Annotated in this window: 19 protein-coding genes; 7 read left to right on the top strand and 12 right to left on the bottom strand. The window is 36.1% G+C overall.

Annotation, left to right across the window (positions count from 1 at the left end; genetic code table 11):
* The first annotated feature begins 155 nt into the window (after positions 1 to 155).
* Positions 156 to 467, top strand: a complete 312-nt coding sequence (locus MKX83_RS18225; RefSeq protein WP_341056903.1) for a PepSY domain-containing protein — start codon at positions 156 to 158, stop codon at positions 465 to 467.
* Positions 468 to 533: 66 nt separating this feature from the next.
* Here the strand turns inward: MKX83_RS18225 and MKX83_RS18230 are convergent, their stop codons facing one another.
* Complete coding sequence (locus MKX83_RS18230; RefSeq protein ID WP_095372214.1) at positions 534 to 1,376, bottom strand: YtnP family quorum-quenching lactonase; 843 nt, start codon at positions 1,374 to 1,376, stop codon at positions 534 to 536.
* 419 nt (positions 1,377 to 1,795) lie between these two features.
* The gene (gene trmB, locus MKX83_RS18235; RefSeq protein WP_341056907.1) at positions 1,796 to 2,434 is read right to left on the bottom strand and encodes a tRNA (guanosine(46)-N7)-methyltransferase TrmB; all 639 of its coding nucleotides are present in this window, start codon (positions 2,432 to 2,434) and stop codon (positions 1,796 to 1,798) included.
* Between the two features lie 215 nt (positions 2,435 to 2,649).
* On the opposite strand from trmB, the gene MKX83_RS18240 reads away from it, so the two are divergent.
* The gene (locus MKX83_RS18240; protein ID WP_307316725.1) at positions 2,650 to 2,928 is read left to right on the top strand and encodes a YtzH-like family protein; all 279 of its coding nucleotides are present in this window, start codon (positions 2,650 to 2,652) and stop codon (positions 2,926 to 2,928) included.
* Here MKX83_RS18240 and MKX83_RS18245 read toward each other — a convergent pair.
* The 4 genes from MKX83_RS18245 to thpR form a co-directional block, all read right to left on the bottom strand.
* Positions 2,916 to 3,707, bottom strand: a complete 792-nt coding sequence (locus MKX83_RS18245; protein WP_095372211.1) for a phosphotransferase family protein — start codon at positions 3,705 to 3,707, stop codon at positions 2,916 to 2,918. The genes MKX83_RS18240 and MKX83_RS18245 overlap by 13 nt on opposite strands.
* 146 nt (positions 3,708 to 3,853) lie before the next feature.
* Entirely contained in the window at positions 3,854 to 5,980 is a 2,127-nt protein-coding gene (gene pulA, locus MKX83_RS18250) for a type I pullulanase (RefSeq protein WP_341056912.1), read from the bottom strand.
* A gap of 718 nt (positions 5,981 to 6,698) precedes the next feature.
* On the bottom strand, positions 6,699 to 7,646 hold the full coding sequence (locus MKX83_RS18255; RefSeq protein ID WP_095372209.1) for a nuclease-related domain-containing protein: 948 nt from the start codon (positions 7,644 to 7,646) through the stop codon (positions 6,699 to 6,701).
* A gap of 12 nt (positions 7,647 to 7,658) precedes the next feature.
* Entirely contained in the window at positions 7,659 to 8,219 is a 561-nt protein-coding gene (gene thpR, locus MKX83_RS18260; RefSeq protein ID WP_307316718.1) for an RNA 2',3'-cyclic phosphodiesterase, read from the bottom strand.
* Positions 8,220 to 8,400: 181 nt separating this feature from the next.
* On the opposite strand from thpR, the gene cysK reads away from it, so the two are divergent.
* Positions 8,401 to 9,330, top strand: a complete 930-nt coding sequence (gene cysK, locus MKX83_RS18265; RefSeq protein ID WP_095372207.1) for a cysteine synthase A — start codon at positions 8,401 to 8,403, stop codon at positions 9,328 to 9,330.
* Between the two features lie 385 nt (positions 9,331 to 9,715).
* On the opposite strand, the gene MKX83_RS18270 is transcribed toward cysK, so the two are convergent.
* On the bottom strand, positions 9,716 to 11,236 hold the full coding sequence (locus MKX83_RS18270) for an MDR family MFS transporter (protein ID WP_095372206.1): 1,521 nt from the start codon (positions 11,234 to 11,236) through the stop codon (positions 9,716 to 9,718).
* Positions 11,237 to 11,389: 153 nt separating this feature from the next.
* On the opposite strand from MKX83_RS18270, the gene MKX83_RS18275 reads away from it, so the two are divergent.
* The gene (locus tag MKX83_RS18275; protein WP_095372205.1) at positions 11,390 to 12,262 is read left to right on the top strand and encodes a TetR/AcrR family transcriptional regulator; all 873 of its coding nucleotides are present in this window, start codon (positions 11,390 to 11,392) and stop codon (positions 12,260 to 12,262) included.
* Between the two features lie 78 nt (positions 12,263 to 12,340).
* Here the strand turns inward: MKX83_RS18275 and MKX83_RS18280 are convergent, their stop codons facing one another.
* From MKX83_RS18280 to MKX83_RS18295, 4 genes are all read right to left on the bottom strand, one after another.
* Positions 12,341 to 13,597: an MFS transporter gene (locus tag MKX83_RS18280; RefSeq protein WP_341056922.1), complete on the bottom strand. Its 1,257-nt coding sequence runs from the start codon at positions 13,595 to 13,597 to the stop codon at positions 12,341 to 12,343.
* Between the two features lie 24 nt (positions 13,598 to 13,621).
* Positions 13,622 to 13,855 (bottom strand): hypothetical protein, encoded by a 234-nt coding sequence (locus MKX83_RS18285; RefSeq protein ID WP_307316713.1) that lies wholly within the window; start codon positions 13,853 to 13,855, stop codon positions 13,622 to 13,624.
* 452 nt (positions 13,856 to 14,307) lie between these two features.
* Positions 14,308 to 16,350 (bottom strand): catalase, encoded by a 2,043-nt coding sequence (locus tag MKX83_RS18290; protein ID WP_307316711.1) that lies wholly within the window; start codon positions 16,348 to 16,350, stop codon positions 14,308 to 14,310.
* A gap of 208 nt (positions 16,351 to 16,558) precedes the next feature.
* Complete coding sequence (locus MKX83_RS18295) at positions 16,559 to 18,496, bottom strand: FUSC family protein (protein ID WP_307316708.1); 1,938 nt, start codon at positions 18,494 to 18,496, stop codon at positions 16,559 to 16,561.
* A gap of 245 nt (positions 18,497 to 18,741) precedes the next feature.
* Here MKX83_RS18295 and MKX83_RS18300 point away from each other — a divergent pair, with 245 nt between their 5' ends.
* The 3 genes from MKX83_RS18300 to MKX83_RS18310 all read left to right on the top strand — a co-directional run bounded on the left by MKX83_RS18300 (position 18,742) and on the right by MKX83_RS18310 (position 20,218).
* On the top strand, positions 18,742 to 19,251 hold the full coding sequence (locus tag MKX83_RS18300; RefSeq protein ID WP_307316704.1) for a GNAT family N-acetyltransferase: 510 nt from the start codon (positions 18,742 to 18,744) through the stop codon (positions 19,249 to 19,251).
* 156 nt (positions 19,252 to 19,407) lie between these two features.
* Positions 19,408 to 19,764 carry a DinB family protein gene (locus MKX83_RS18305; RefSeq protein ID WP_307316702.1) on the top strand — a complete coding sequence of 119 codons (357 nt, stop codon included), beginning with the start codon at positions 19,408 to 19,410 and terminating at the stop codon, positions 19,762 to 19,764.
* A complete protein-coding gene (locus tag MKX83_RS18310) occupies positions 19,742 to 20,218 on the top strand; it encodes a GNAT family N-acetyltransferase (protein WP_341056931.1) in 477 nt (158 codons plus the stop codon). The genes MKX83_RS18305 and MKX83_RS18310 overlap by 23 nt, the downstream gene beginning before the upstream one ends.
* Positions 20,219 to 20,261: 43 nt before the next feature.
* On the opposite strand, the gene ytvI is transcribed toward MKX83_RS18310, so the two are convergent.
* Positions 20,262 to 21,392, bottom strand: a complete 1,131-nt coding sequence (ytvI, locus tag MKX83_RS18315) for a sporulation integral membrane protein YtvI (RefSeq protein ID WP_095372198.1) — start codon at positions 21,390 to 21,392, stop codon at positions 20,262 to 20,264.
* Between the last annotated feature and the right edge of the window lie 303 nt (positions 21,393 to 21,695).

Genomic DNA, 21,695 nt, shown 5'->3' on the forward strand with positions numbered 1-21,695 from the left:
TACCATTCTACATAACTTTTATGACGGGTGCCACCATTAGGAAAGTTAATTAGTTTTTAAATATTCAATTCTTTGCTAAGATAAAAGTGAAGCAATTAGCATAGCAAAACATCTAAAAGATTATGTAGATACTTTTTAATAATGGAGGTTTAATTATGAGTTGGAAATCATTTGTTTTAGGTGTAGGGATCGGTCTTGTTGGAGGATATATTACGCGCGAGGTAATGACAGAGAAAATAGCAGCGTCACCTGAGAAGGCATTACAAAATGCAAAAGATGCCTTCAAAGAGAATGGGGAAATAAGTGGTTCATGGATTCATATGGAAAAAGAACCTTATCAAAAGGAAGAATTACATTATGAAGTGTATAAAGGCGGCATATCCAGATATACTGGTGAAGACGTAAAACAATATGAATTTGTTGCCGATGCAAAAACAGGTGTCATTATTGACGCTTATCCTATTTAATTTATTCCTAAATGAGCGCTGAGCCTCATCGACGCAGATGCGTTGATGGGCACAGGCATTCATTATTTATTTGGCTCTTTTAATTTCTGCGATGATTTCTTTCCCCTCTTGATTCCATTTAACTGCTCGATAAAAGGCATCATGATAAAAACTAAACCAAGCTTCTTTTTCTAATCCTATCTTCATCCACTTTTGTTTTGCAGAGATAGAATCCATCGGATAATCATCAAACGCCAATACCCATAGCACATTTTGATGCGCATGTGTTGGCATAATATCGGCCATATGTATAAGCAACTCTTCTTTTCCCTCAATGATAATGATGCTATGTCCATCACTATGGCCGCCTGTATGAATCATTTGAACAGGTCCCATACTCCATTCTTTATCAAATGTTATTACTTGTTCTTGTATACTCTGCCAATTTTCCTTCCAATATGTATTACGTGAGCGAATATTCGGATTTCTCATTTCATCCCATTCGATTTGTGAACAAATAATCTTCGCGTTCGGAAATACAGAATGATAGGATTCTCCTTCTAATTTAGTCAAACCACAAGCATGATCAAAATGCATATGAGTCATAAGAACATAATCAATATCCGACGTCGTAAAACCTAGTTGCCTTAAGTCTTCCTCTATAAACGATTCTTCCCATGCACCGTAATTCCGCTTTTGTTTATCTGTAAACTTCCCAATCCCTAAACCGCTTTCAACTAACAGCAATTGATTATTCCATTGTATGAGGATAGGATCTGTTCGTAGCTCAATTTGGTTATTTTCATTACTAGGATACTTTTTGGACCATAATGGTTTCGGAACGACACCGAACATCGCTCCCCCATCTAGATGATTGACACCACCACGAAGCCAAGTTAATTTTATATCGTCTATTTGTAAAGTCTCCATTCTTTTCCCTCCCTTTCACACCATTAGTCTATCATATTTACGCAATATTAAGAAATCTATTATTAAGCAGTATTCCATTAATTAAAGAAAAAATAAGTTCAGTTAAGCCACTGGGTATAGTCACTAAAAAGTTCTGAAATCAGGAGGAGAAATAGAGATTCATCGTTCACATAGAAACTCTCTTTCCGTTGACTTCCGTTACAGGATCGATGTGCTTACAATTCTTCAATTTTTCATATATTCGATTTTGTACGGAACTCGTATTCTCTTCGCTTTTTTGAACACATACTCTTGATATGCAGTCTACTCAAAGAAACATGATTAGAGAAGTGAAAAAGGCCTTTATCACCAACACAACATGACGATAAAGACCTGTTACTATTTTCTGAGCCTTTCTTAAGTGAAGCGGCATTTTCACCTTATCGATATTGCACTTCACATCGGAAAATACGACTACCTTTATTCGAGAACTTTTCTTCGTACTCTGTCATTATATTTCCTTCATAATCACTCTGGTGAAGGTCTAAGCTGACATATTTCAATATCATTCCGTATTGAGAGAAACTCATTAAAGAATATTCGAAAAGACTTTGGTTATCTGTTTTAAAATGAATCTCTCCTTGAGGAGGTAGAATATCTTCATAAAGAGATAAGAATGTTTGATAAGTTAGTCTTCTTTTTGCATGTCGTTTTTTAGGCCACGGATCTGAGAAGTTTAAATAAATCCGATCTACTTCACCTTTCTCAAATACCTCCCGTAACTCTGCTGCATCGATATTCATCAGTTTTACATTTGGTAATTCTTCTTCAATAATATGATCTAGCGCACTTACAATGACGCTCTCCGCTAATTCAATACCAATATAATTAATCTCAGGATTCTGTTTTGCCATTCCAGTAATAAAACGACCTTTTCCCGTACCAATTTCGATATGAAGTGGACGATTATTACCAAAGCACACTTGCCACTTTCCTTTTTGTTCTTTTGGCTCTTGGATAATGTATTGTGGATAATTGGCAAGTTTTTCTCTCGCCCACGGTTTATTTCTTTGTCGCATAATTACACCTCTATATTCAATTCATCTTTCAAAAGATAACATGCAATGTAAAAGTGTGCAAGCTCCTTTAAAAGGATAGCTTACTATGCAGTTTTGCAGACACTCACTACTTCCCATGGTGAAACCTCTTTTGTCATTACGGTTTTTGCATGTATAAAAAACGAAAGGAATCACAATCTAGTTGTGATTCCATAAAAAGAAAAAAGGTGAGTAAAATGCCAATTAGTCAAAAAGACCAATTAACATTGCTGCAGGATCTATTAAGGAACCATCACACAGATACCTGTGGCTCCAAATCAGAATGTGAACAAATTGCTAGGCTTGTACAATCCCTACAAAACCAAGAAACTATTCATCAAGATTTACTTCCTTTATTAAATGATGTTGACCAATATAGTAAAAACGGTATAGAATCATCTGACCTAAACGAGCATATTTCTTCTAGCAAAGATGAACTCGCTCAATGGGTCGACACAATGAATCAACTAATATAATCTAAATGAAGCCTTCTTTCCAACCCTTGGATTAGATTATTCATTTCCTGAAAACGGAATTTACTTTTATGCCATTGAATACTATCCAAGGCTTGGAACAATGCATACCACTTCATGCGCAATCGCAAATCTTCCGTCAACACCATGCCATATAACTGAAGCCACTCACTCCATTGTTCATATGGAATATAGGCATATAATAATGTACCAATATCTATAGCCGGGTCACCGATCATTGCTCCATCCCAATCTATTAAAAACAACTGATTATCCTCGGATAATAGCCAATTATTATGATTCACATCACAATGACACACAGTCGTTACATCCGTTTCAATCGCATTCACTGTGTCTTTTAAAAATGTTAGTGACTCAGCTACTAATGGAATTTCCAATAAGTCTTGATCCAATTCCGTTAATAGTGATTGTAATACTGTCTCTGGATGGATGGCCGATTTCCCTAACCTAGTTAACATGGCAAGCAATGGTTTTGATGAGTGAATCTTCTTTAGCAGCTTGGCTACTCTCTCGCTATTCATTTGCGATTGCCTAAGCTCACTACCACTCATCCATTGCTGAGCAGTAAATACATCTCCATTCTCCATCCTTTTCGTCCAAACAAGCTTCGGGACAATTCCTTCTGCAGAAAGCACGGCTAGAAAAGGAGAAGAATTCCTTTTTAAAAATAATCGCTGTTCATCATGTTGTGCATAATAGGCTTCTCCAGTTGCACCACCAGCCGGGATAATCCGCCAGTCATCCCCGAATAAATTTTCCAAAATAGTTCACCTGCAATTTACTACGCCATTTATGAATAGCTGTATTAAACAATTTCACACTTAAAGTTTCAATTGAAAATAAAAATAGCTATTGATACAAATTCAACAATAGCTATCTTTATAAATTTTATCTCTTTCAAGAGTTTTTAGCAAGTTACTTTTTCCTGAACAAAACAATAGCAGGAAAAGGGAGGCAAAGTAATATTAGAATAGTTCCCTAACGAATGAGGAGAGGCTTGATTTTGAGTGACATATAATTTCCATTGCCCATATGGTAAGGAAATTTCATATTCCTTTTCAGTTGGATTAAAATAACATAATACATCCTCATTAAACTTATGATGTGAAAGTAAATACGCCAGTAGTGGTTTTTCAATATCTAGAAAACTTACCGCTTCATTAATTTGCTTCGTACTGGATAAACGTAAAATCGCATACCTTTTTCTGAAAGCAATTAATCCTTTTACATATTCAACATTCTCTTTATATTTACTCCTAGCCATCCAATCCAATTGATTCACACAATCAGGTGAACGATAACTATTCCCTTCACCGTTTTTTGTTCGAAAGAACTCTTGACCACTGTGCAAGAAAGGAATCCCTTGTGCAAGAAGAACCATCGCTGTTGCTAATCGATGTCTTAGTCTTTTACTTTCATCTGTGTCTTCAGGAAAACATATATGGATTTTATCCCATAATGTATGATTATCATGTACTTCCACATAATTAACCGTCTGAAATGGTTCATTAAATATCCCTTGTTGACCAATGCTCCCCTTCAATACTGTTTTAGCTGTTTGATAATAATAGTGATTACCAAGTGCATATCCACAATCGTATAGATTAAATGTATTCCCTTTTATTCCATCTCTAAACTGATCATTAAATTGTGCAATGGCACCAAGCCTATCTTGATTATGAATATTCGCTTTCTCTTCTTTAGCGAGAGGTGTATTTAAGTCCCAACCTTCACCGATAACAAGGATTGTCGAATCAATGCCATCTAACGTTTTCCGGATAAGTTTCATCGTTGTCACATCTAAAATACCCATTAAGTCAAATCGAAAACCATCAACCTTAAAAGTGTTGGTCCAATAAGTAATCGAATCAACAATAAACTTTCTTGCCATATGCCTTTCAGATGCGATATCATTTCCGACACCTGTACCATTTGATGGAGTACCATTTAGATCATGTCTAAAATAATAACCTGGTACAATTTTTTCAAAAGAGGAAGTTTCTCTTTCATACACATGATTATAGACAACATCTAAAATGACCCTTATACCTTTTTGATGAATGACATCAATGAGTCCGATTAATTCATTTATTCTTGTATAAGGAGTGGCAGGATTAGAGGCATAGCTTCCTTGTGGCACATTAAAATGAAGAGGATTATATCCCCAATTATAACAATCGTCTGGTCTAGTCTCATCAACTCCAGCAAAATGATTCAATGGTAAAAATTCGATATGTGTTATACCTAATTCTTTCATATAATTGAGCGCTGTAGAGTCTCCTTTTACGTTAGCAGTGTTCTCTTCAGCTATGCCTTTATATAAACCTTTGTGGCGGACACCGCTATTTGGATGAATGGTCAAATCCCGAATATGCGTTTCGTAAATAATAGCATCTGTCATCATTGAGAAGGATGGGCGTGCTGTTTTTGGATGTTTATATCGATTCTCATCAATAATGACACCTAATTGCCCATTTGGAGTAATTGCTTTTACATATGGGTCTACAGCTTCTCTCCAAACCCCGTTCACACATATGTGGTAGCAATAACACCATTCATGTACATCCATTGATACAGTAACCTGCCAAACACCTTTTTGCTTCCTACTCAGTTCAATCATTTCTGAATCATTGCCATGATGTAACTCTAATCGTAGGGCAGTTGCCGTTGGTGCCCATACTTTAAAAGTCGTTGCATGCGGTTGATATTCATATCCAAGAGGCCCTTCATATTTGAAGAGCTCATCAAATTCAGGTGTTCTTGTCACCGACCCAATATCGACCTCAATCACATCTCCGTGTTCACTTTCTATATAACATATCGCCCCAAATGGAAAAGGATGAGGAAAAGAACAATAGTATTTGCGAAAATCATTAATTTCTTCTATTCCTTCTATCACAAGCTCGTAACTTTCATCACGATGGATATAAGTAAAATACTTTGAATGACCCTGGTGATAATCATAAGGAAGTAATAATGTGACTAAATCTAATCGATCTAAATACGCATAAAATGCTTTCTTACTATCATTCATATTACTCCCCCATCCCTTCATTTAATTATTGTCCTCTTTGCTAGATTGGAAATATCTCTTAGGCGAAATGATAAGCCATTCTCCCCTCTATCCTGCACATCAAATGAACGGGAAGCCGCATTGAGATAGAAAGTCCAAGAAGTGACATCACTTCTTTATACTTCCCTACTTTCCTTTGCAATGTGAGCATACTAATCAATTATAATAATGTCCATCCCTGTACTCGCCACAGTTCCTACGACATTTGCGGAAATCATATGTAACGCCAACAAAAAGTCTCAGGTTCTATTCCTATCGGTTTATAAACCGATTCACCTTATAGGCAACTTAAGCATCAAACCACAGCCCATTATTTTTACAAATAGCAAATAGAGTTATTTAATCCGCAAATTCACCCGATATCAAAACTCTTCTTCATTATCTATATTATTCACCAGTGATTTAAGTGCTTGTTTAGCTGAATAGACTTTCAAAATACCTCTTATCAAATCATTACCCGATCTATATGGAAAAAGGCCAGTTTAACAGCCGAGCTCTTATTCCATCCATGCAGTTCATGAATGGTACAAACACTGCCTTACAAACCAATAACACTTTTTATTCGGACCTGTTACTGGACAAGAGTATTTGACTTGGCTGTCTTAAATTTGCCTGAACGAGAGACACACTTATTTCATTTTTTTCGTATGGATAGCCATAATGATTAATCGCCTATTCGTTACCCTTCCCCTATGTCACTCCATTCCGATCTTTCGAATGATATACTTTCCGCATAAGTCAACAAGGCTTGTGCTGCTAATAACTGCTGACTTTTTAACGGTGCTTTTGTTTGTCTTTTATTTATGAACCAAGACGGATACTCTTTCCGATCAATTAAAGTAACATCAAAGGGTACTGAAGGATAATCAATATATCCTTCTCGGCAAAGAACAACCTTTTGAACAGGTAAAGTGACATCATGTTTGTCCAAAATTTTCTTGACTACTGTGACTGTTCTGTTTAATGAGATCAATGGGTTTAAAATTTTCTGTTCATTTTCTTTTTTAGCTAACCAAAATCGGCCAGCACTTCCGGTATAAGCCGTTAATTCAGCACCGTCTAAAAAATGGAGACAGATTACTTCCGTCGGTGTGAGAATAATTGTATCAAGAGAAACCGGTGCTTGACCTAGCTTTAGTATCGGCTGGAATAGGACAAGGAATGTATCTGGAAACCTTTGTAACAAGTATTTTAACTGTTCATTATAATAGTAACTTCTTGGTAGAGATGATTCAGAAAACAAGGTTGAGCTTGCCCACTTTAATTGTGTACGAAATAATTGATCGAGGTACATTTGCTTAAGTTCCTTTGTTGAGGTAGGTCTCACATGATAGTCCGCGGTAAACGAAAATGAATCTTCATTATGATTCGTTTCCTCTTCAGCCACCTCTTCAATCATTGTCTCCTTGTTTCTTTTTACAATATTGAGCAGCTTATCCTTCAAGCGTGGTTTATGATATTGAGCTGGTTCTTCCTCTATGAGTTGGTACTCTTTTCCTTCTTCTTCAAAACGGGTCAATAACAGTTCCCATTGTTGTTTTTTTAATTTTACAAATCTAGATGGATATAAATAAATATTCTGCTCATATCGTGAAATACAATCGACAATTTTTATTAACTGCCCCACCCTACTACCCCCTTAACTTTTTAATGAGAATGTTGCTATTCTTTTATATTTCGGCTTACTCTCTGTATTTACTTCATAAAGACCCACTTCAGTAGCTTCAAATGATAACGGTGTTTCCATAATAGGCGGAAAATGTGTGAACTGATTTTTACCTTGCCATTTTTTAGCTAATGTAATATGTGGTGTGAAATTTCTTCTATCACGTGAGAAACCATACTTTCCACAGACTTGATTAACAATGGATTGAATTTCATGTAATTGCTTTTCTTTATGTATATCACACCATAGAATACGAGGACGTTCCTTAAGTCCAAAAGTTTGAACACCTTCAAGATACAGCGTAAATGGGGAAGTATTTTTTAAATCATTAACTATCAGTTGGTTCATTTCGTCCAATACTTCTAAAGAAGCACTCCCTAAGAAAGCAAGAGTAATGTGATAATCACATTCATGTACCCAATCTTTAAACGGATAATCAGCCTCTACTGCCAGACATTTTTGTTTTATGATTAATTGTATATTTCTTGGTATACTAATCGCATAAAAGTAATGAGGATTTCTCTTTTCCATCATCTTTATCCTCCCAATTCCTTTTGATTATCTATATCTATTTTATCAGAACAGATAAGAATTTCAGTATTTTTCCATAGGTATGATGTCATGTTTGCCTTTAAGCAATTCCTTTATAACTGATAAGTTAAATATGATATAACTATAATAAAGAGTAAAGCATTGAAGAAAGGATGCGACTTGAATGAAGGTTGTTGAAAACTTAGCGCAACTAATAGGAGACACCCCTCTATTGAAATTAAATAAAATTGGGCCTAAAAATGGGGCTACTATTTATGGAAAACTAGAGTTTTTTAACCCTAGCAAAAGCGTAAAGGACAGAGCAGCATATAATATGATTCTAAAAGCTGAAAAAGCGGGGTTATTAAAACCAGGGGCTACAATTATTGAACCCACAAGCGGAAATACAGGCATAGGTCTTGCTATGAATGCTGCCGCTAGAGGATATAAAAGTATACTCGTAATGCCCGATACGATGACGAAAGAAAGAATCAATTTATTAAAAGCGTACGGTGCAGAAGTTGTTCTCACACCAGGAGATGAAAAAATGCCTGGTTCAATCAGAAAAGCAAAAGAATTAGCTAAACAAATTCCTAATAGCTTTATCCCTATGCAATTTGAAAATAATGCTAACCCAGATGCCCATAGGCATTCAACTGCTATTGAAATTATTGATGGGATGAAACAAATAGGTAAGGATTTGTCTGCATTCGTTGCTACTGCAGGGACAGGGGGAACCATTACAGGTACCGGGGAAGTATTGAAAGATTATTATGAGGGACTCCAAGTCCATGTTGTAGAACCAAAAGGTTCGCCTGTGCTTTCCGGTGGAGAACCAGGAAAACATAAATTAGTAGGGACAAGTCCTGGCTTTATACCAGAAATCTTAAATACAAATGTCTATGATGAAATACATCAAATCACAGACGAAGACGCCTATCAAACAACAAGAGACCTCGCACGAAAAGAGGGCATCCTTGTCGGTCCATCATCTGGAGCAGCTTGTTTCGCAGCGATACAGGTCGCTAAAGGTTTAACATCAGATGATGTCGTTGTATTCATTGTTTGTGACACAGGTGAGAGATATTTATCAAGTGATTTATTTAAAATTTGAATATAGAGCTAGAAAGCCGGACGAATGCTATCGTAGATTTGTCAGGCTTTTTTATTATTACACTCCTAAATTAAAAACCGATCCCCCGTTAACCAAGTTTACCAAGCTTTCACACCTCGTGTGTACCCAATTTAATTCCATAATTTCCTATTTTAGTTTTCATTTGTGTCTTTCCTGCTAAATGACTTGCAAGTTCGCATTGCTCGGCTTTCATTTCCATTCTCGCTTCGGAGTAATATGCAAACCACACATTTAATAAGTACCTTTTGCTTCCAATATGCCCTAAAGAAACCCTCCCATATTTCTTTCGCGTGTTCCCCGCTCATATGCGTTATGTTTAGAACAACAAAAAAAAGGCCACTCGATTTATCGAATGGCCTTTCTCTTATACTTCAGCACTCACTTGTTTTGAATGCCTATTGTCTTCCTCTTCTTCTAACTTACGTACTGCTTCCTCACTTGTATCCACTCGTTTTATAAATAATACGAGTATAAGTGCAACAATATTAATTGCAAGTGATACATAGAAGGCATATTGTATACCTGCTAGTAACGCCTGTTGAGTAACTGCAGCAGTTGTTGCTTCTGTCATTGTTGTAGGGTCTACACCTGTCATTAAGCTTTCTGCTTTAGATTGTGTGACACTATTCATAATCGTTACTAATATAGCTGTACCGATTGAACCCGAAACTTGTTGAGCTGTGTTATTTATTGCTGTTCCATGTGGATTTAAGCGATTTGGAATTTGGTTCATACCATTTGTCATAATTGGCATCATTACCATTGACATACCAAACATTCTCAACGCATAGATAATCACAATATGACTATAGGATGTATCGATTTGTAAATTAGCTAACATATAAGTTGAAATAGCTGTCACTATTAAACCAACAGCAGCTAACATACGCGGTCCAAATTTATCAAATAACTTACCAGTGATTGGTGACATAATTCCCATCACAATTGCTCCTGGAAGCATTAACAGACCAGAATCGAGCGGCGATATTCCACGAACACTCTGTACATATGCTGGAGTTAAGATCATACCTGAAAACATGGCGACCGCATTAACAATTGCAATCACTGATCCCAGTGCAAACATCGGATATTTATATACACGTAAATCTAATAGTGGTTTTTCCATTGTCATTTGACGAATAATAAAGAGAATAAGTGAAATGCCACCAACAATTAAAGTCGTTAGTACCCATGTATCTGTCCAACCATCAGCACTTGCAGAACTAAAACCATAAAGCAAGCCGCCGAAACCTAAACAAGATAGCACGACTGAAAAATAATCAAGTTGCACATTTTTATTTTGAGGCATAACGTTCTCTAATTTCCAAATAGATAGTAATAAGCTGATGATTGCTAATGGCAAAATCATCTCAAAAAGAACACGCCAATCATGATATTGAACAATATACCCAGACAAAGTCGGACCAATGGCTGGTGCAGTAATCATAACTAATCCAAACACACCCATTGCAGTACCGCGTTTTTCACGAGGAAAACTAACAAGCATGACGTTCATTAATAAAGGCCCCATAACGGATGCACCTGCAGCCTGAACCATACGACCTGCTAATAACATACCAAAGTTTGGTGCAAATGCAGCCATAGCTGTACCAATTGTAAATACAGACATACAGAAAATATATAAGCTACGATTTTTAAAACGTGTTAGTAAGAATGCTGAAGCAGGAACAAGCACGCCACTAACTAGCATATACCCAGTTGCCAGCCACTGTACTGTAGAATAATTTTCTACATTTAAATCGACCATAATACTAGGCAACGCCACATTTAATAATGAATTATTTAAGAAAGACACAAACGCACCGACAAATAATATTGCAAGCATTAAATACGGAGGTTTTTGAGGTTGTAAACTTGAATCCATACTTTCTCATCCTTTTTATTTTTTATTTCGAGTACTGAACCATTTTAAACCCAAAGTATAAATCGGTCAACATATTTATACTAAAAGTTCAATTACATTGTATTTCTCTTCTTAAGAATTTATAATTAAAGCCATAAGGGTGGGGAATACACGATGAATAACAAGAAGAAGAAAGTGGCAGATGCAGCATTGAAACTGTTTCAAGAAAAGGGAATTCAACAAACATCTGTACAAGATATTATTGATTCAGCAAATATTTCCAAAGGGACATTTTACAATTATTTCGCCACAAAAAATGATTGTATCGCTGAGATATTAGAGGATTTGCGCTATGAAGCAAGTCAAAGAAGAATTGCACTACAAGTGGGGAAAGATACAAAAGATAGAGATGTCTTTATAGATCAAATCTCCCTATTATACACACTACAAGAAGCCAGTAATCTTCATCGATTATTTGAAGCGATATTGCATTCCAATGAAAAGGATTTAAAGAAACTCGTTTTACAACATAGAGTGTACGATATGGAATGGTTAACATTTAGAGTTATTGAGGTATTCGGAGAAGACACTAGAGATTATGCGTTTGAAGGAGTTGTCTTATTTACTGGAATGCTCCAACACCTTCTCTTTGTGAAAAGAATTACGAATAATGTTTATGATTTAAAACAACTTATTGATGTGACACTATCTTATTTAGAGATGATTTTACAAACGATGAAATCTAGTGGCGTTTCTCTTCTCAATTATTCAGCTATTAATCAGCTAAGAACTCATATAAATAAACGGATTATCAAAATTGAAGAAATTTTTGAGTTTGCTCAGCAATTGCAAGAACAGCACCAATTTGATGAAGATCAACAAGATTTATTTGATGCGATATTAACAGAATTAAAAGCAGACCGAATTCGTAAACCTGTTCTGTTACCTTTACTCAAACCTTTCCAAACCTCACTAGACAAGACAGAGATCGAACTACAAGCTCATACGTTTACAAATTTGATTTGGTACTATTTACAAACAAAATAAAAACAGCTTGGACAGTTTTGCTTTTATCTAAAATAACCACGAGCCAAATGAATTTGGTTCGTGGTTATTTATTTCCCATTAGCTATTTGCTTTTGCTAACTTTGGCCAGAAGACAATTGGTACTAAAATGAATGAAATCAATCCACCAACTATACTTAAAGTAGCATAACTAGAATGAGCAACAACCATGCCCGAAAGCAACCCACCTGTCGCACCAGATAGGGCAATAAACACATCGACTTTTCCCTGAATGTGAGCTCTGTTTTCATTGGTTGTTCCATCAACAATTAATGTCGTTCCACTGATTAAACCGAAGTTCCAGCCTAACCCTAATAAAGCTAAAGCTAAGATTAATCCAAATAAAGAATCCTCAGGCACACTAGCAGCGGTAATTCCAGATAACAATAATGTAACACCTGCAGCAATTGCAATAAAATATCTACCTAATCTATCAACTAGAACACCTGTAAATAGAGATGGTAAATACATCGCACCAATATGAACGCCAATTACCACTCCGATTGCTTGTAGTGTATGACCATGATGAAGCATACGAACAGGGGTCATCGTCATAATCGCTACCATAATTAACTGTGTTAAAATCATTACTGTTGCCCCAACAACGATATGATATTTATTTACATTTTTGGTAGCAATAACAGAATTACTCATTTGATTTTCTTCTTCAGCGACCCATTGCTTCGCTAAGATAAATGGGTCTGGACGTAATAAAATAAACAATACAATCCCAGCAGCTATGTATGCAAGAGCAGATAATAAAAACGGGCCAGCTAAAGGAGGAATGGTTAATCGGCCTGCCACCTCCCCCATAATATTAACTAGATTGGGCCCTAATACTGCTCCAAATGTGGTCATAACCATTGTTAAACTTACTGCTTTTCCCCTTTGATTCTCATTAGCCAAATCACTGCCGGCATATCTCGCTTGTAAATTGGTTGCCGTACCTGCGCCGTAAAGGAATAAAAAAAAGAATAATAGAAAAATATTCTGTAATATAGCTGCCAAAACAACCCCTAATGCTCCTAGTCCACCTACAATAAAACCTATAGTAAGTCCAATTCTTCTGCCATAATGTTGAGAAGTTTTCCCTACTATAAAAGCAGTAACTGCTGATCCAATCGTGAATAAAGCTGTTGGCAAGCCTGCATATGAAGCCGTTCCTAATATATCCTCTGCTAATAACGCTCCTACCGTAATGCCTGCAGCCAAACCTGCTCCACCAAACAACTGAGAAATACTCACAACCGTTAAAGTTCTTTTATATAATCTCTCTCTCTCACTCTCACTATAACTCGATTGAATCGGTTCTCCCATTTCTTCCCCTCACTTTGTTAAATCTTATATTTCTTGATTTTGAAGTTTTATTAGTATTGTATCCTTAATAAACTTTCGGCAGCTTTCAGATAAAAGTGACTTATTCGGATGAATCATATCACCATATATGTTATTCCCTAGAATTCTCACTTCTCCTGCAAATGGTTTATCGGATTGTGCATCGTACCCTTGTAGGACAATATAAATAGATTGTCCCCTCCTCGCAAAATCAATGATAGACATTTGATGTTTACTCAATTTTATTCCATCCCCTCTGGTTATAACCGTTATTGACTAGTTTACTCTATTTTTGGTAAATGGGAGCAATGATTTGATTATCATTCAGTTAGTAAAAGCTTTCATAACACCTTAGTTTAAGGTATTCAACCATTTATTAATCTTCAAGCATAATAAGTAATACATGAGAGGAGTTGATTTTATAAAGGAGTTTTTATAATTGACCCTATTACGACGTTTAGATGGCACTAATCGTCTTTACTGGATCTAACAGACAAGAGAAGATAACGGATGATTTGATTAATAAAATTGAGGGTACAACTATTTCAAAAACAATACATCATAATCATTGAAGAAATTCTCTATAAAACAACTATGTATGATAGAAAAGATGATACATGTAGTTAAATTTACTATTGAACGCAAAAAACAGAGACACCATTAGATGACGTCTCTGTTTTCCTTCTTAGTCATTATACTTGCGACCGATTCCAAAATCTGTGAGCGGACAAAGCATCAATTATTTGTTTCGCAAAATCATTACCTGATTGTTCTTCTAGTAAAATGCCTTCTTCACTAGGATAATCTAAATCTTTAATCCAATAGATGGCATCACCAGTAGCAGCGATTGGTTTGAAGTGTTGGTATGCTTCATCTATAAACAGCAATGCATCATGCTTAAAGGTTGCATCAACTTCATCACTACCAATGAGATACACACCATCAAATACCACTGAACTGTCACTAGCAAATGTATGTTTTGCTTGTAACTCTACTCCCCCACTCCCTCTAATTGTGCCAAGACGGTCACTTATAATACATGGGTTCACACCAGCTTCTTGCAAATCATTGATGATTGACTTTGCTTTTTCACCTTCAAACCCATCTGTAACAATGATTGCTAGTTTACGTGTAGCTGCGGAAAAGATTGTGTTTTGTTGACTTAGTGCAGGTGATGATTTCGCTGTAGTTGTCTCATTTTTATTCTCAACTGCATCTACACCCACTTTTTCAGCAATGCGATTAGCAAGATCACTATTTACGTGACTAAACATTTCGACTACACGCTCTTTTACAGCTTGGCTTTCCACTTTACTCAATTCGAATTGAAAAGCACTAATCGTATGTTCTTTTTCTATATCGCTCAAGCTATTCCAGTACAGTGTAGCTTGACTAAAGTGATCTTCAAAACTATCACTTCGTTCTCTAATTTTCCTACCTTCTACTTTTTCTTGATAGTGAGCATAACCACCTTCAGATTCTTCAACCGTATTCGGCGAACCATTTGCTAGGGTATTATTATGATAAGCAGCTTGTCCTGTATTAATCGTTTGGCGACCATAACCATCTCTTTGATTATTGTGGAAAGGGCAAACAGGTCTATTAATAGGTAGCTCATGGAAATTTGGACCACCTAAACGAATGAGTTGGGTATCTGTATAGGAAAACAATCTTGCTTGTAATAATGGATCATTCGTAAAATCAATACCAGGTACTACATTTCCAACTTGGAAGGCCACTTGTTCTGTTTCAGCAAACACATTGTCTACATTGCGATTCAGTGTCATTTTACCAATTTTACGAACAGGAATTTCTTCTTCTGGCCAAATCTTCGTTGGATCCAGAATATCGAAATCAAACGAAAATTCATCCTTCTCTTCTAAAATTTGCACACCAAGTTCGTATTCAGCATAGTCGCCTGCTTCGATAGACTCCCATAAATCACGGCGATTGAAATCAGGGTCTTTCCCTCCTAACTTTTGTGCCTCGTCCCAAACAAGGGAATGTGTGCCTAATACTGGTTTCCAGTGAAACTTAACAAAGTGACCTTCCCCTTTATCATTAACCAATCTAAATGTATGAACACCGAATCCTTCCATTGTTCGATAACTTCGCGGAATACCACGGTCACTCATCACCCACATCACCATATGGGCAGATTCCTGATTTTGCGAAACCCAATCCCAAAAAGTATCATGTGCAGAAGCCGCTTGTGGCATTTCGTTATGCGGTTCAGGTTTCACTGCGTGAATTAAATCAGGAAATTTAATACCATCTTGGATAAAAAATACAGGAATATTATTACCTACTAGATCATAATTTCCTTCTTCTGTATAAAATTTTGTAGCAAATCCCCTGGCATCTCTCGGCGTATCAAGTGAACCACGCGAACCAACAACTGTTGAAAACCGGACAAAAACAGGCGTTGTCGTATGAGGATTAGTTAAAAATTTCGCTTTCGTGAATGCCTTCATTGAATCATCATAAACTTGAAACTCACCGTGAGCCCCAAATCCCCTAGCATGAACAACACGCTCAGGAATTCTTTCATGGTCAAAATGCGTTAACTTCTCACGTAAATGGAAATCCTCTAGTAATGTTGGACCTCTTGTACCAGCTTTTAAAGAATGTTCATCTTCTGAAAGTTTTACTCCTCCGTTTGTTGTTAAGTCTTTATCCTTATTGTCATTACTTCTAAAATTTTCAAGTTGTTTGTCTTTATCATTTTTAGACATAGTAATTCTCTCCTTTTATTATGTAATTATTTTTAAGGAATAGTTGTTTTTATTTACCCTCCATATTTTTTCTAAAACAAAAATAATCATTTTTTTTAAATAATAATTATAAAAAAGATGGAATCAACACATTGATTATTTTAAGCCAACGCCTATTTACAGGTTTCTTTTATGACATACTAGCGTTTTATCATAAAAAAAAAGCACCCTATGATGGATGCTTTTCTTCGTGCATTTGTAATGATCTTTGAAGATGAATCATGTCATTTTTCAAGTTAGATAAACCTTGCATTTTAGGAAAGGACAAATTTGCTGGAGCGTGCTCTCTGTAAGCTGCATTAGCTAAAGATTCATAAGAATACAAGAGTTGCGCTAAAGCCTCATCAGATAATTTCACTTGGTGCGCTTTCTCTTCTGCTGTTTTTTCAAGAAAATAGGTGATTTGCTCTAACCAAAAAACAACTGGCCAATAATAGGTTAATGCGCTGCGATCGATCGGGATCTCACCAGCTGCTGTATTATATACAGTCTTTAAGCCTTGAATATTTGTTTTCAATTTAGATAGTTCTCTTTCTGATTCATGACCATCTTTTGTATGGGTTGAAAACATTGTAAACATGAGCTGAGCTTGGCTACGAATTGTTTTTGAAATGAGGTGGGGTAGCCTACTAGAGGCTGAGCTTCTCCCAATAATTAAAACACCTAATAAACCAATGATACTGCCTATAAAAACATCAATTATTCTTGCTTGTGCGAAATAAGTAAAAGCAAAATCACCTGGCGTTACTGTTTCTGCCATCAACAGCGCATTAGGTGTAAAAAAGATTGCCGCTAATCCATAGTTTTTCACAATAAATAATTCTGTAATAAAGGTAAGTAAAAAGATTAATAAGGCAATGACAAGTCCAGTAGGGTGAAAACTAAGTATAAAGCTAGCGATTAAGATTCCCACTATTGTTCCAATTCCACGTTGAATTGCACGATGATAAGTGGCAACGACTGTTGCTCCAGACATGACAGCTACACAAGAAAGAGGTACCCAAAATGAACGTTCAAAATGAAATTGGTAAGCGATAATCCCTGCAATGATTGTCATAATTCCAATTCTCAAAGCAGACAGTAATACAATCGAGTTCTTATCAAATGAATGAAGTAAAGCTTTTCTAACAGTGGGCTTAGAAAGCTCTATTTCTTCTTTCACATGCGAAGATATATCTTCTGTATCCCAATCGAGGCGTTTAATAATTGCATATAATTGCTTATACTTGGCGTGCCAGCCTCTTACTTCATCTTCTTCGATTTCAATTATATCCAATCTATTTTTATCAACTGAATTCGATAAAACTTGAAGCTGTTCTATTAATTTTTGTGGTGGCGCTGTTCTTTCATTTAAAAAGTTTTTAATCACCTCTAGAAAAATGCGATTCAAATGATCATTTAACACATATAAACGATCATATCTCTTCTTCCTTCTAAGAGGTAGGTAGCCAGCAATTAAGATATCCTCGACATCATTTAAGGAGGACATGACTTTATATCTCTGTTCATCAAACTGCTCTGTACCAATGCTTTTTATCAAAATGGTTAATTCATTATAAGCCCTTTTAACGACATCTGTTTCAGGTCCAAAAGGATTCACAAACCAGCCTGCCATCGCAATCAACCATGACAGTGCACCACCTAAAAACACAAACCCAGCACGCTGAAACGCTAGCTCAGGCTCTGTAGGCATTCCAGAAGTCATTGCGAACACTAATACAAAAAAGATCGCACTTGGCCCGGTAAAGCGTAACGCTCCAAAGACAAACGTGGCCATTGCAGCAATTATACCCATAATGATTGCAACAGCAAGTGGAAACGGTGCAGCAATTGTCCCTAAGAAGGATGATAAAGTAATTCCTATGGCAACGAAAAATAGTTTTTTTGCTCTTTGGGCATAAGGGATATTAAATACATAAAGATAGGTAAACCCACCCATACCTGTTAATAAACCATACTCTAGCTCTCCAAAAAGGATACCAATAATAACTGGAAGACCTGCAGCTAATCCAGCTAGAAAAGCCTTTACCCATGGAAAAGGTTTTTTGTTCACCTTTAGAGCTTGTTGAAGAAGGGATGCATTTCCTTTATCTGTATTTCCACTCATTTATAAAACCTCACTTAAAACCTTAAAATAAAAACAATAAAGAGCATCTATTCACACTAGATGCCCATGTTCTATAGAACGTAAATAAATCCCTTTAAAAGGGAATTTCCTGACATATATATTAGTATAACATATTGCCAAAATACTTATGTGGCAATCCTCATGGTACATTTTCACTTTACTACTTGTATGAATATTTCGTATACTTTTATTGATTGTAGAAAAAGTAAGGAGTGTGGTTGCTGTTGAAAGTACACCAAGCGTTGTTAGCTGATGTAGATGATATTCTTACTTTGCAGAAAGGGATCGTTGAAGAAAATCGATTTTTCATTACTACAAACGAAGAATTTTTAGCAAATATAGATGAAGAAAGAAAAAGATTATCTGCAATCATCACAAATAGCAAAAAACACTCGGTTGTCTTTGTCGCTAAGTCTGATCAAAGAGTCGTTGGATGTATTATATTTCGCTCATCATCCATAGCCCGACTAGCTCATCATGGTAGTTTTAGTATATATGTTGACTCAAGCTATCGTAAAAAAGGCATTGGTATGCAATTATTGCAAACACTGATTAAATGGGCTGAAGAACATCCTGTCATTGAAAAATTATCTTTAGGAGTGTTTTCTACTAATTACCCTGCTATCCATCTTTATGAAAAAATGGGCTTTGTGGAAGAAGGACGAAAAATAAAAGATATTAAACTTAGTCATGATGTGTATGTTGACGATGTTTTAATGTACAAGATGGTTTAAAAATATTACGAGGTGATTCCGTTGATAAGACGTCATACTGTTCTTATGAATCAATTACACACGTATCGTGAGGAAGTGCTATTAATCCTCAAGAATGTATCTGCATAGCAAGCAGAAATCATTCCTGCCGGTTTCCGCAATAACATCAGATGGCATATGGGGCATATTTACCTTGATCAGTTTTTATGGATACAATCGTTAACAAGAGAGGTTAGCATAGACTTATCAGCCTATCATTCATTCTTTGGTTTCGGTACAACACCAACTGATTTCAATGAATGCACCCCTTCTTATGAAGATCTTATCAGATTACTTCGTGACCAACCGACAGTTATTGAACAGCATTATGGTGATATCTTAAATCGCGAATATCAACCTATTGATATGGGTATGTGCACCATTGAGGATGTCCTCATCAGAACCATCTGTCCTGAGGGAATCCACATGCAAACAATCAATATAATTATCCGTTTAATTAAGGAAGGTTCCTATGACCAATATTCGAAAAATTAAGCAGAAAGATAACTTAAAGATTGCAGCAATTATAAAAGAAGCATTAGAGTCAGCCAATTTAGCTATTCCAGGAACGGCTTATTACGATCCTCAATTAGATTCGCTCCATCAATACTATGAAGAAACCCTAGGCTCAGCCTATTGGATTGTTGAAATGGAAAAAGAAATCATTGGAGGTATCGGCATTGCTCCTTTTGACTTAGACGAAGGAATATGTGAATTACAAAAACTATATGTATCACCTAAAGCTAAAGGACTGGGCTTATCCAAAAAGTTAATGGATACTGCGCTGACATTCGCAAAACAACATTATCAATATTGTTATTTAGAAACACACAATACACTAACAATTGCGGATCGCCTATACCAATCATATGGGTTTGAATTACTTCATGAGCCACTAAAAGGGTCAGAACATTCAGCTATGGATCGTTGGTACATAAAGCCACTGTAAATGAAAAAACGAACAAATTGTTCGTTTTTTCTATTTCACCAAACTAACCAGCTTTTTCATTCTGAAACCCATCTCTTATAAAGTAATAAATACTATGTGTAATCTTTATATCGTGAAGAATGATAAGCAATACAAGTGTGACTGGACCAATAAATAAGCCAAATGCTCCGAATAATTGGAGACCAACAAAAAGAGAGATTAACACAGCAACCGGATTTAAATCCATGCTGCTCGATAAAACTTTGGGCTCTAACAATTGTCTTACGACTAATGTCACACCATAAACAATGGCAATGCCAACCCCAAGTCTGACATCTCCTGTAATGAGAAGATAAACACTCCAAGGAATGAGGATTGTCCCTGTGCCTAAATAAGGTAGAAGTTCTGCGATACCTATAATAACCGCTAGTGTAAATATATTTTCTACTCGCAAAATAGCTAGACCAATGAAGACAATAATTCCTGTTGCGATCATTAGAATAAACTGCGCTCGTATAAAACCAAACAGTCGGTTTCTTATGGCAAAGTTAAACTCTTTTGCCTTCACTCTCACACGAAAAGGGAGGATTCTCCTGAAAAAACTTCTATATTGTCCCCAATCTTTTCCCATAAAGTAAATGCTTAATAAGAAAAAAATAAAGGCAACAAAAAAAGTAGGCAAGCTGAGTAGCAACTGAGATAACCAATCAACAACCCCTTGACCAATATCTCCTAAAATAGAACCAACCTGTGAACCAAGTTCCATTATTCCTTGCTTCATGGCCTGATTATTACCCGAACCAATTGAGTTAAATAACCCTGACGCATCTTGCCAAAAAGGTAAAATAACCGTATTAAAAAAGTGTTGCACATTAATAGAAGCGCCCTCTATCCAGTTAGGGATTTGCAAGAAAAAGGTTTTAAAATTGGCAATTAGTAAGAACAGTAGGCCAGTAATCATACCGCATATAACAAGAACACCGCCTAACAAGCCAACGAAGCTTGCCCATCCTGAAGAAAAGCGTAATTTACTTTGTAATAACCGAACAAGGGGCTGTAAAAACCAGGCAAATAAGGCAGCCAACCAGAAAGGATAGGTAAGGGTGAATGTTTTTATGACGAACCAGCCGACCAACACCAAAGTGAGTATAAGCACGCCAGCTCGTACAATCATCCAAGCATGACTTCTTTTCATAAAACATCCTCTTTTCATTCAATTCTACTGTTTATTTCATGTCATAATTATATACTAGTCCTCTGAAAGAACAAAAAGTCTACACTCGAAAACCATGAAAAATTTGGTGCGTTTTTTTGAAAAGTGCTGGATATTTAGAGATATTAAAGTTAGTAACTTTACAATAATGTCCTTGAAAGTGAAAAATTCCTTGAGCATCTCTATGCAGCTAAAGAAACAGCCCCACGCCCATTCTTCATATTCATGAAGACGATTAATGATTTGTGTGCAATCAAGAAAGGTATTAGCTGACTTTATTCATGA

The organism is Cytobacillus sp. FSL M8-0252 (assembly GCF_038007345.1).
In the GTDB taxonomy this organism is placed as follows: Bacteria; Bacillota; Bacilli; order Bacillales; family Cytobacillaceae; genus Cytobacillus; species Cytobacillus kochii.

What these genes read in the sequence shown, in the direction of transcription:
- MKX83_RS18225 (WP_341056903.1), top strand. Translation starts at nt 156, where the DNA reads ATGAGTTGGAAATCATTTGTTTTAGGTGTAGGGATCGGTCTTGTTGGA.
- MKX83_RS18230 (WP_095372214.1), bottom strand. Translation starts at nt 1,376, where the DNA reads ATGGAGACTTTACAAATAGACGATATAAAATTAACTTGGCTTCGTGGT.
- trmB (WP_341056907.1), bottom strand. Translation starts at nt 2,434, where the DNA reads ATGCGACAAAGAAATAAACCGTGGGCGAGAGAAAAACTTGCCAATTAT.
- MKX83_RS18240 (WP_307316725.1), top strand. Translation starts at nt 2,650, where the DNA reads ATGCCAATTAGTCAAAAAGACCAATTAACATTGCTGCAGGATCTATTA.
- pulA (WP_341056912.1), bottom strand. Translation starts at nt 5,980, where the DNA reads ATGAATGATAGTAAGAAAGCATTTTATGCGTATTTAGATCGATTAGAT.
- thpR (WP_307316718.1), bottom strand. Translation starts at nt 8,219, where the DNA reads ATGATGGAAAAGAGAAATCCTCATTACTTTTATGCGATTAGTATACCA.
- cysK (WP_095372207.1), top strand. Translation starts at nt 8,401, where the DNA reads ATGAAGGTTGTTGAAAACTTAGCGCAACTAATAGGAGACACCCCTCTA.
- MKX83_RS18270 (WP_095372206.1), bottom strand. Translation starts at nt 11,236, where the DNA reads ATGGATTCAAGTTTACAACCTCAAAAACCTCCGTATTTAATGCTTGCA.
- MKX83_RS18275 (WP_095372205.1), top strand. Translation starts at nt 11,390, where the DNA reads ATGAATAACAAGAAGAAGAAAGTGGCAGATGCAGCATTGAAACTGTTT.
- MKX83_RS18280 (WP_341056922.1), bottom strand. Translation starts at nt 13,597, where the DNA reads ATGGGAGAACCGATTCAATCGAGTTATAGTGAGAGTGAGAGAGAGAGA.
- MKX83_RS18290 (WP_307316711.1), bottom strand. Translation starts at nt 16,350, where the DNA reads ATGTCTAAAAATGATAAAGACAAACAACTTGAAAATTTTAGAAGTAAT.
- MKX83_RS18295 (WP_307316708.1), bottom strand. Translation starts at nt 18,496, where the DNA reads ATGAGTGGAAATACAGATAAAGGAAATGCATCCCTTCTTCAACAAGCT.
- MKX83_RS18305 (WP_307316702.1), top strand. Translation starts at nt 19,408, where the DNA reads ATGGGGCATATTTACCTTGATCAGTTTTTATGGATACAATCGTTAACA.
- MKX83_RS18310 (WP_341056931.1), top strand. Translation starts at nt 19,742, where the DNA reads ATGACCAATATTCGAAAAATTAAGCAGAAAGATAACTTAAAGATTGCA.
- ytvI (WP_095372198.1), bottom strand. Translation starts at nt 21,392, where the DNA reads ATGAAAAGAAGTCATGCTTGGATGATTGTACGAGCTGGCGTGCTTATA.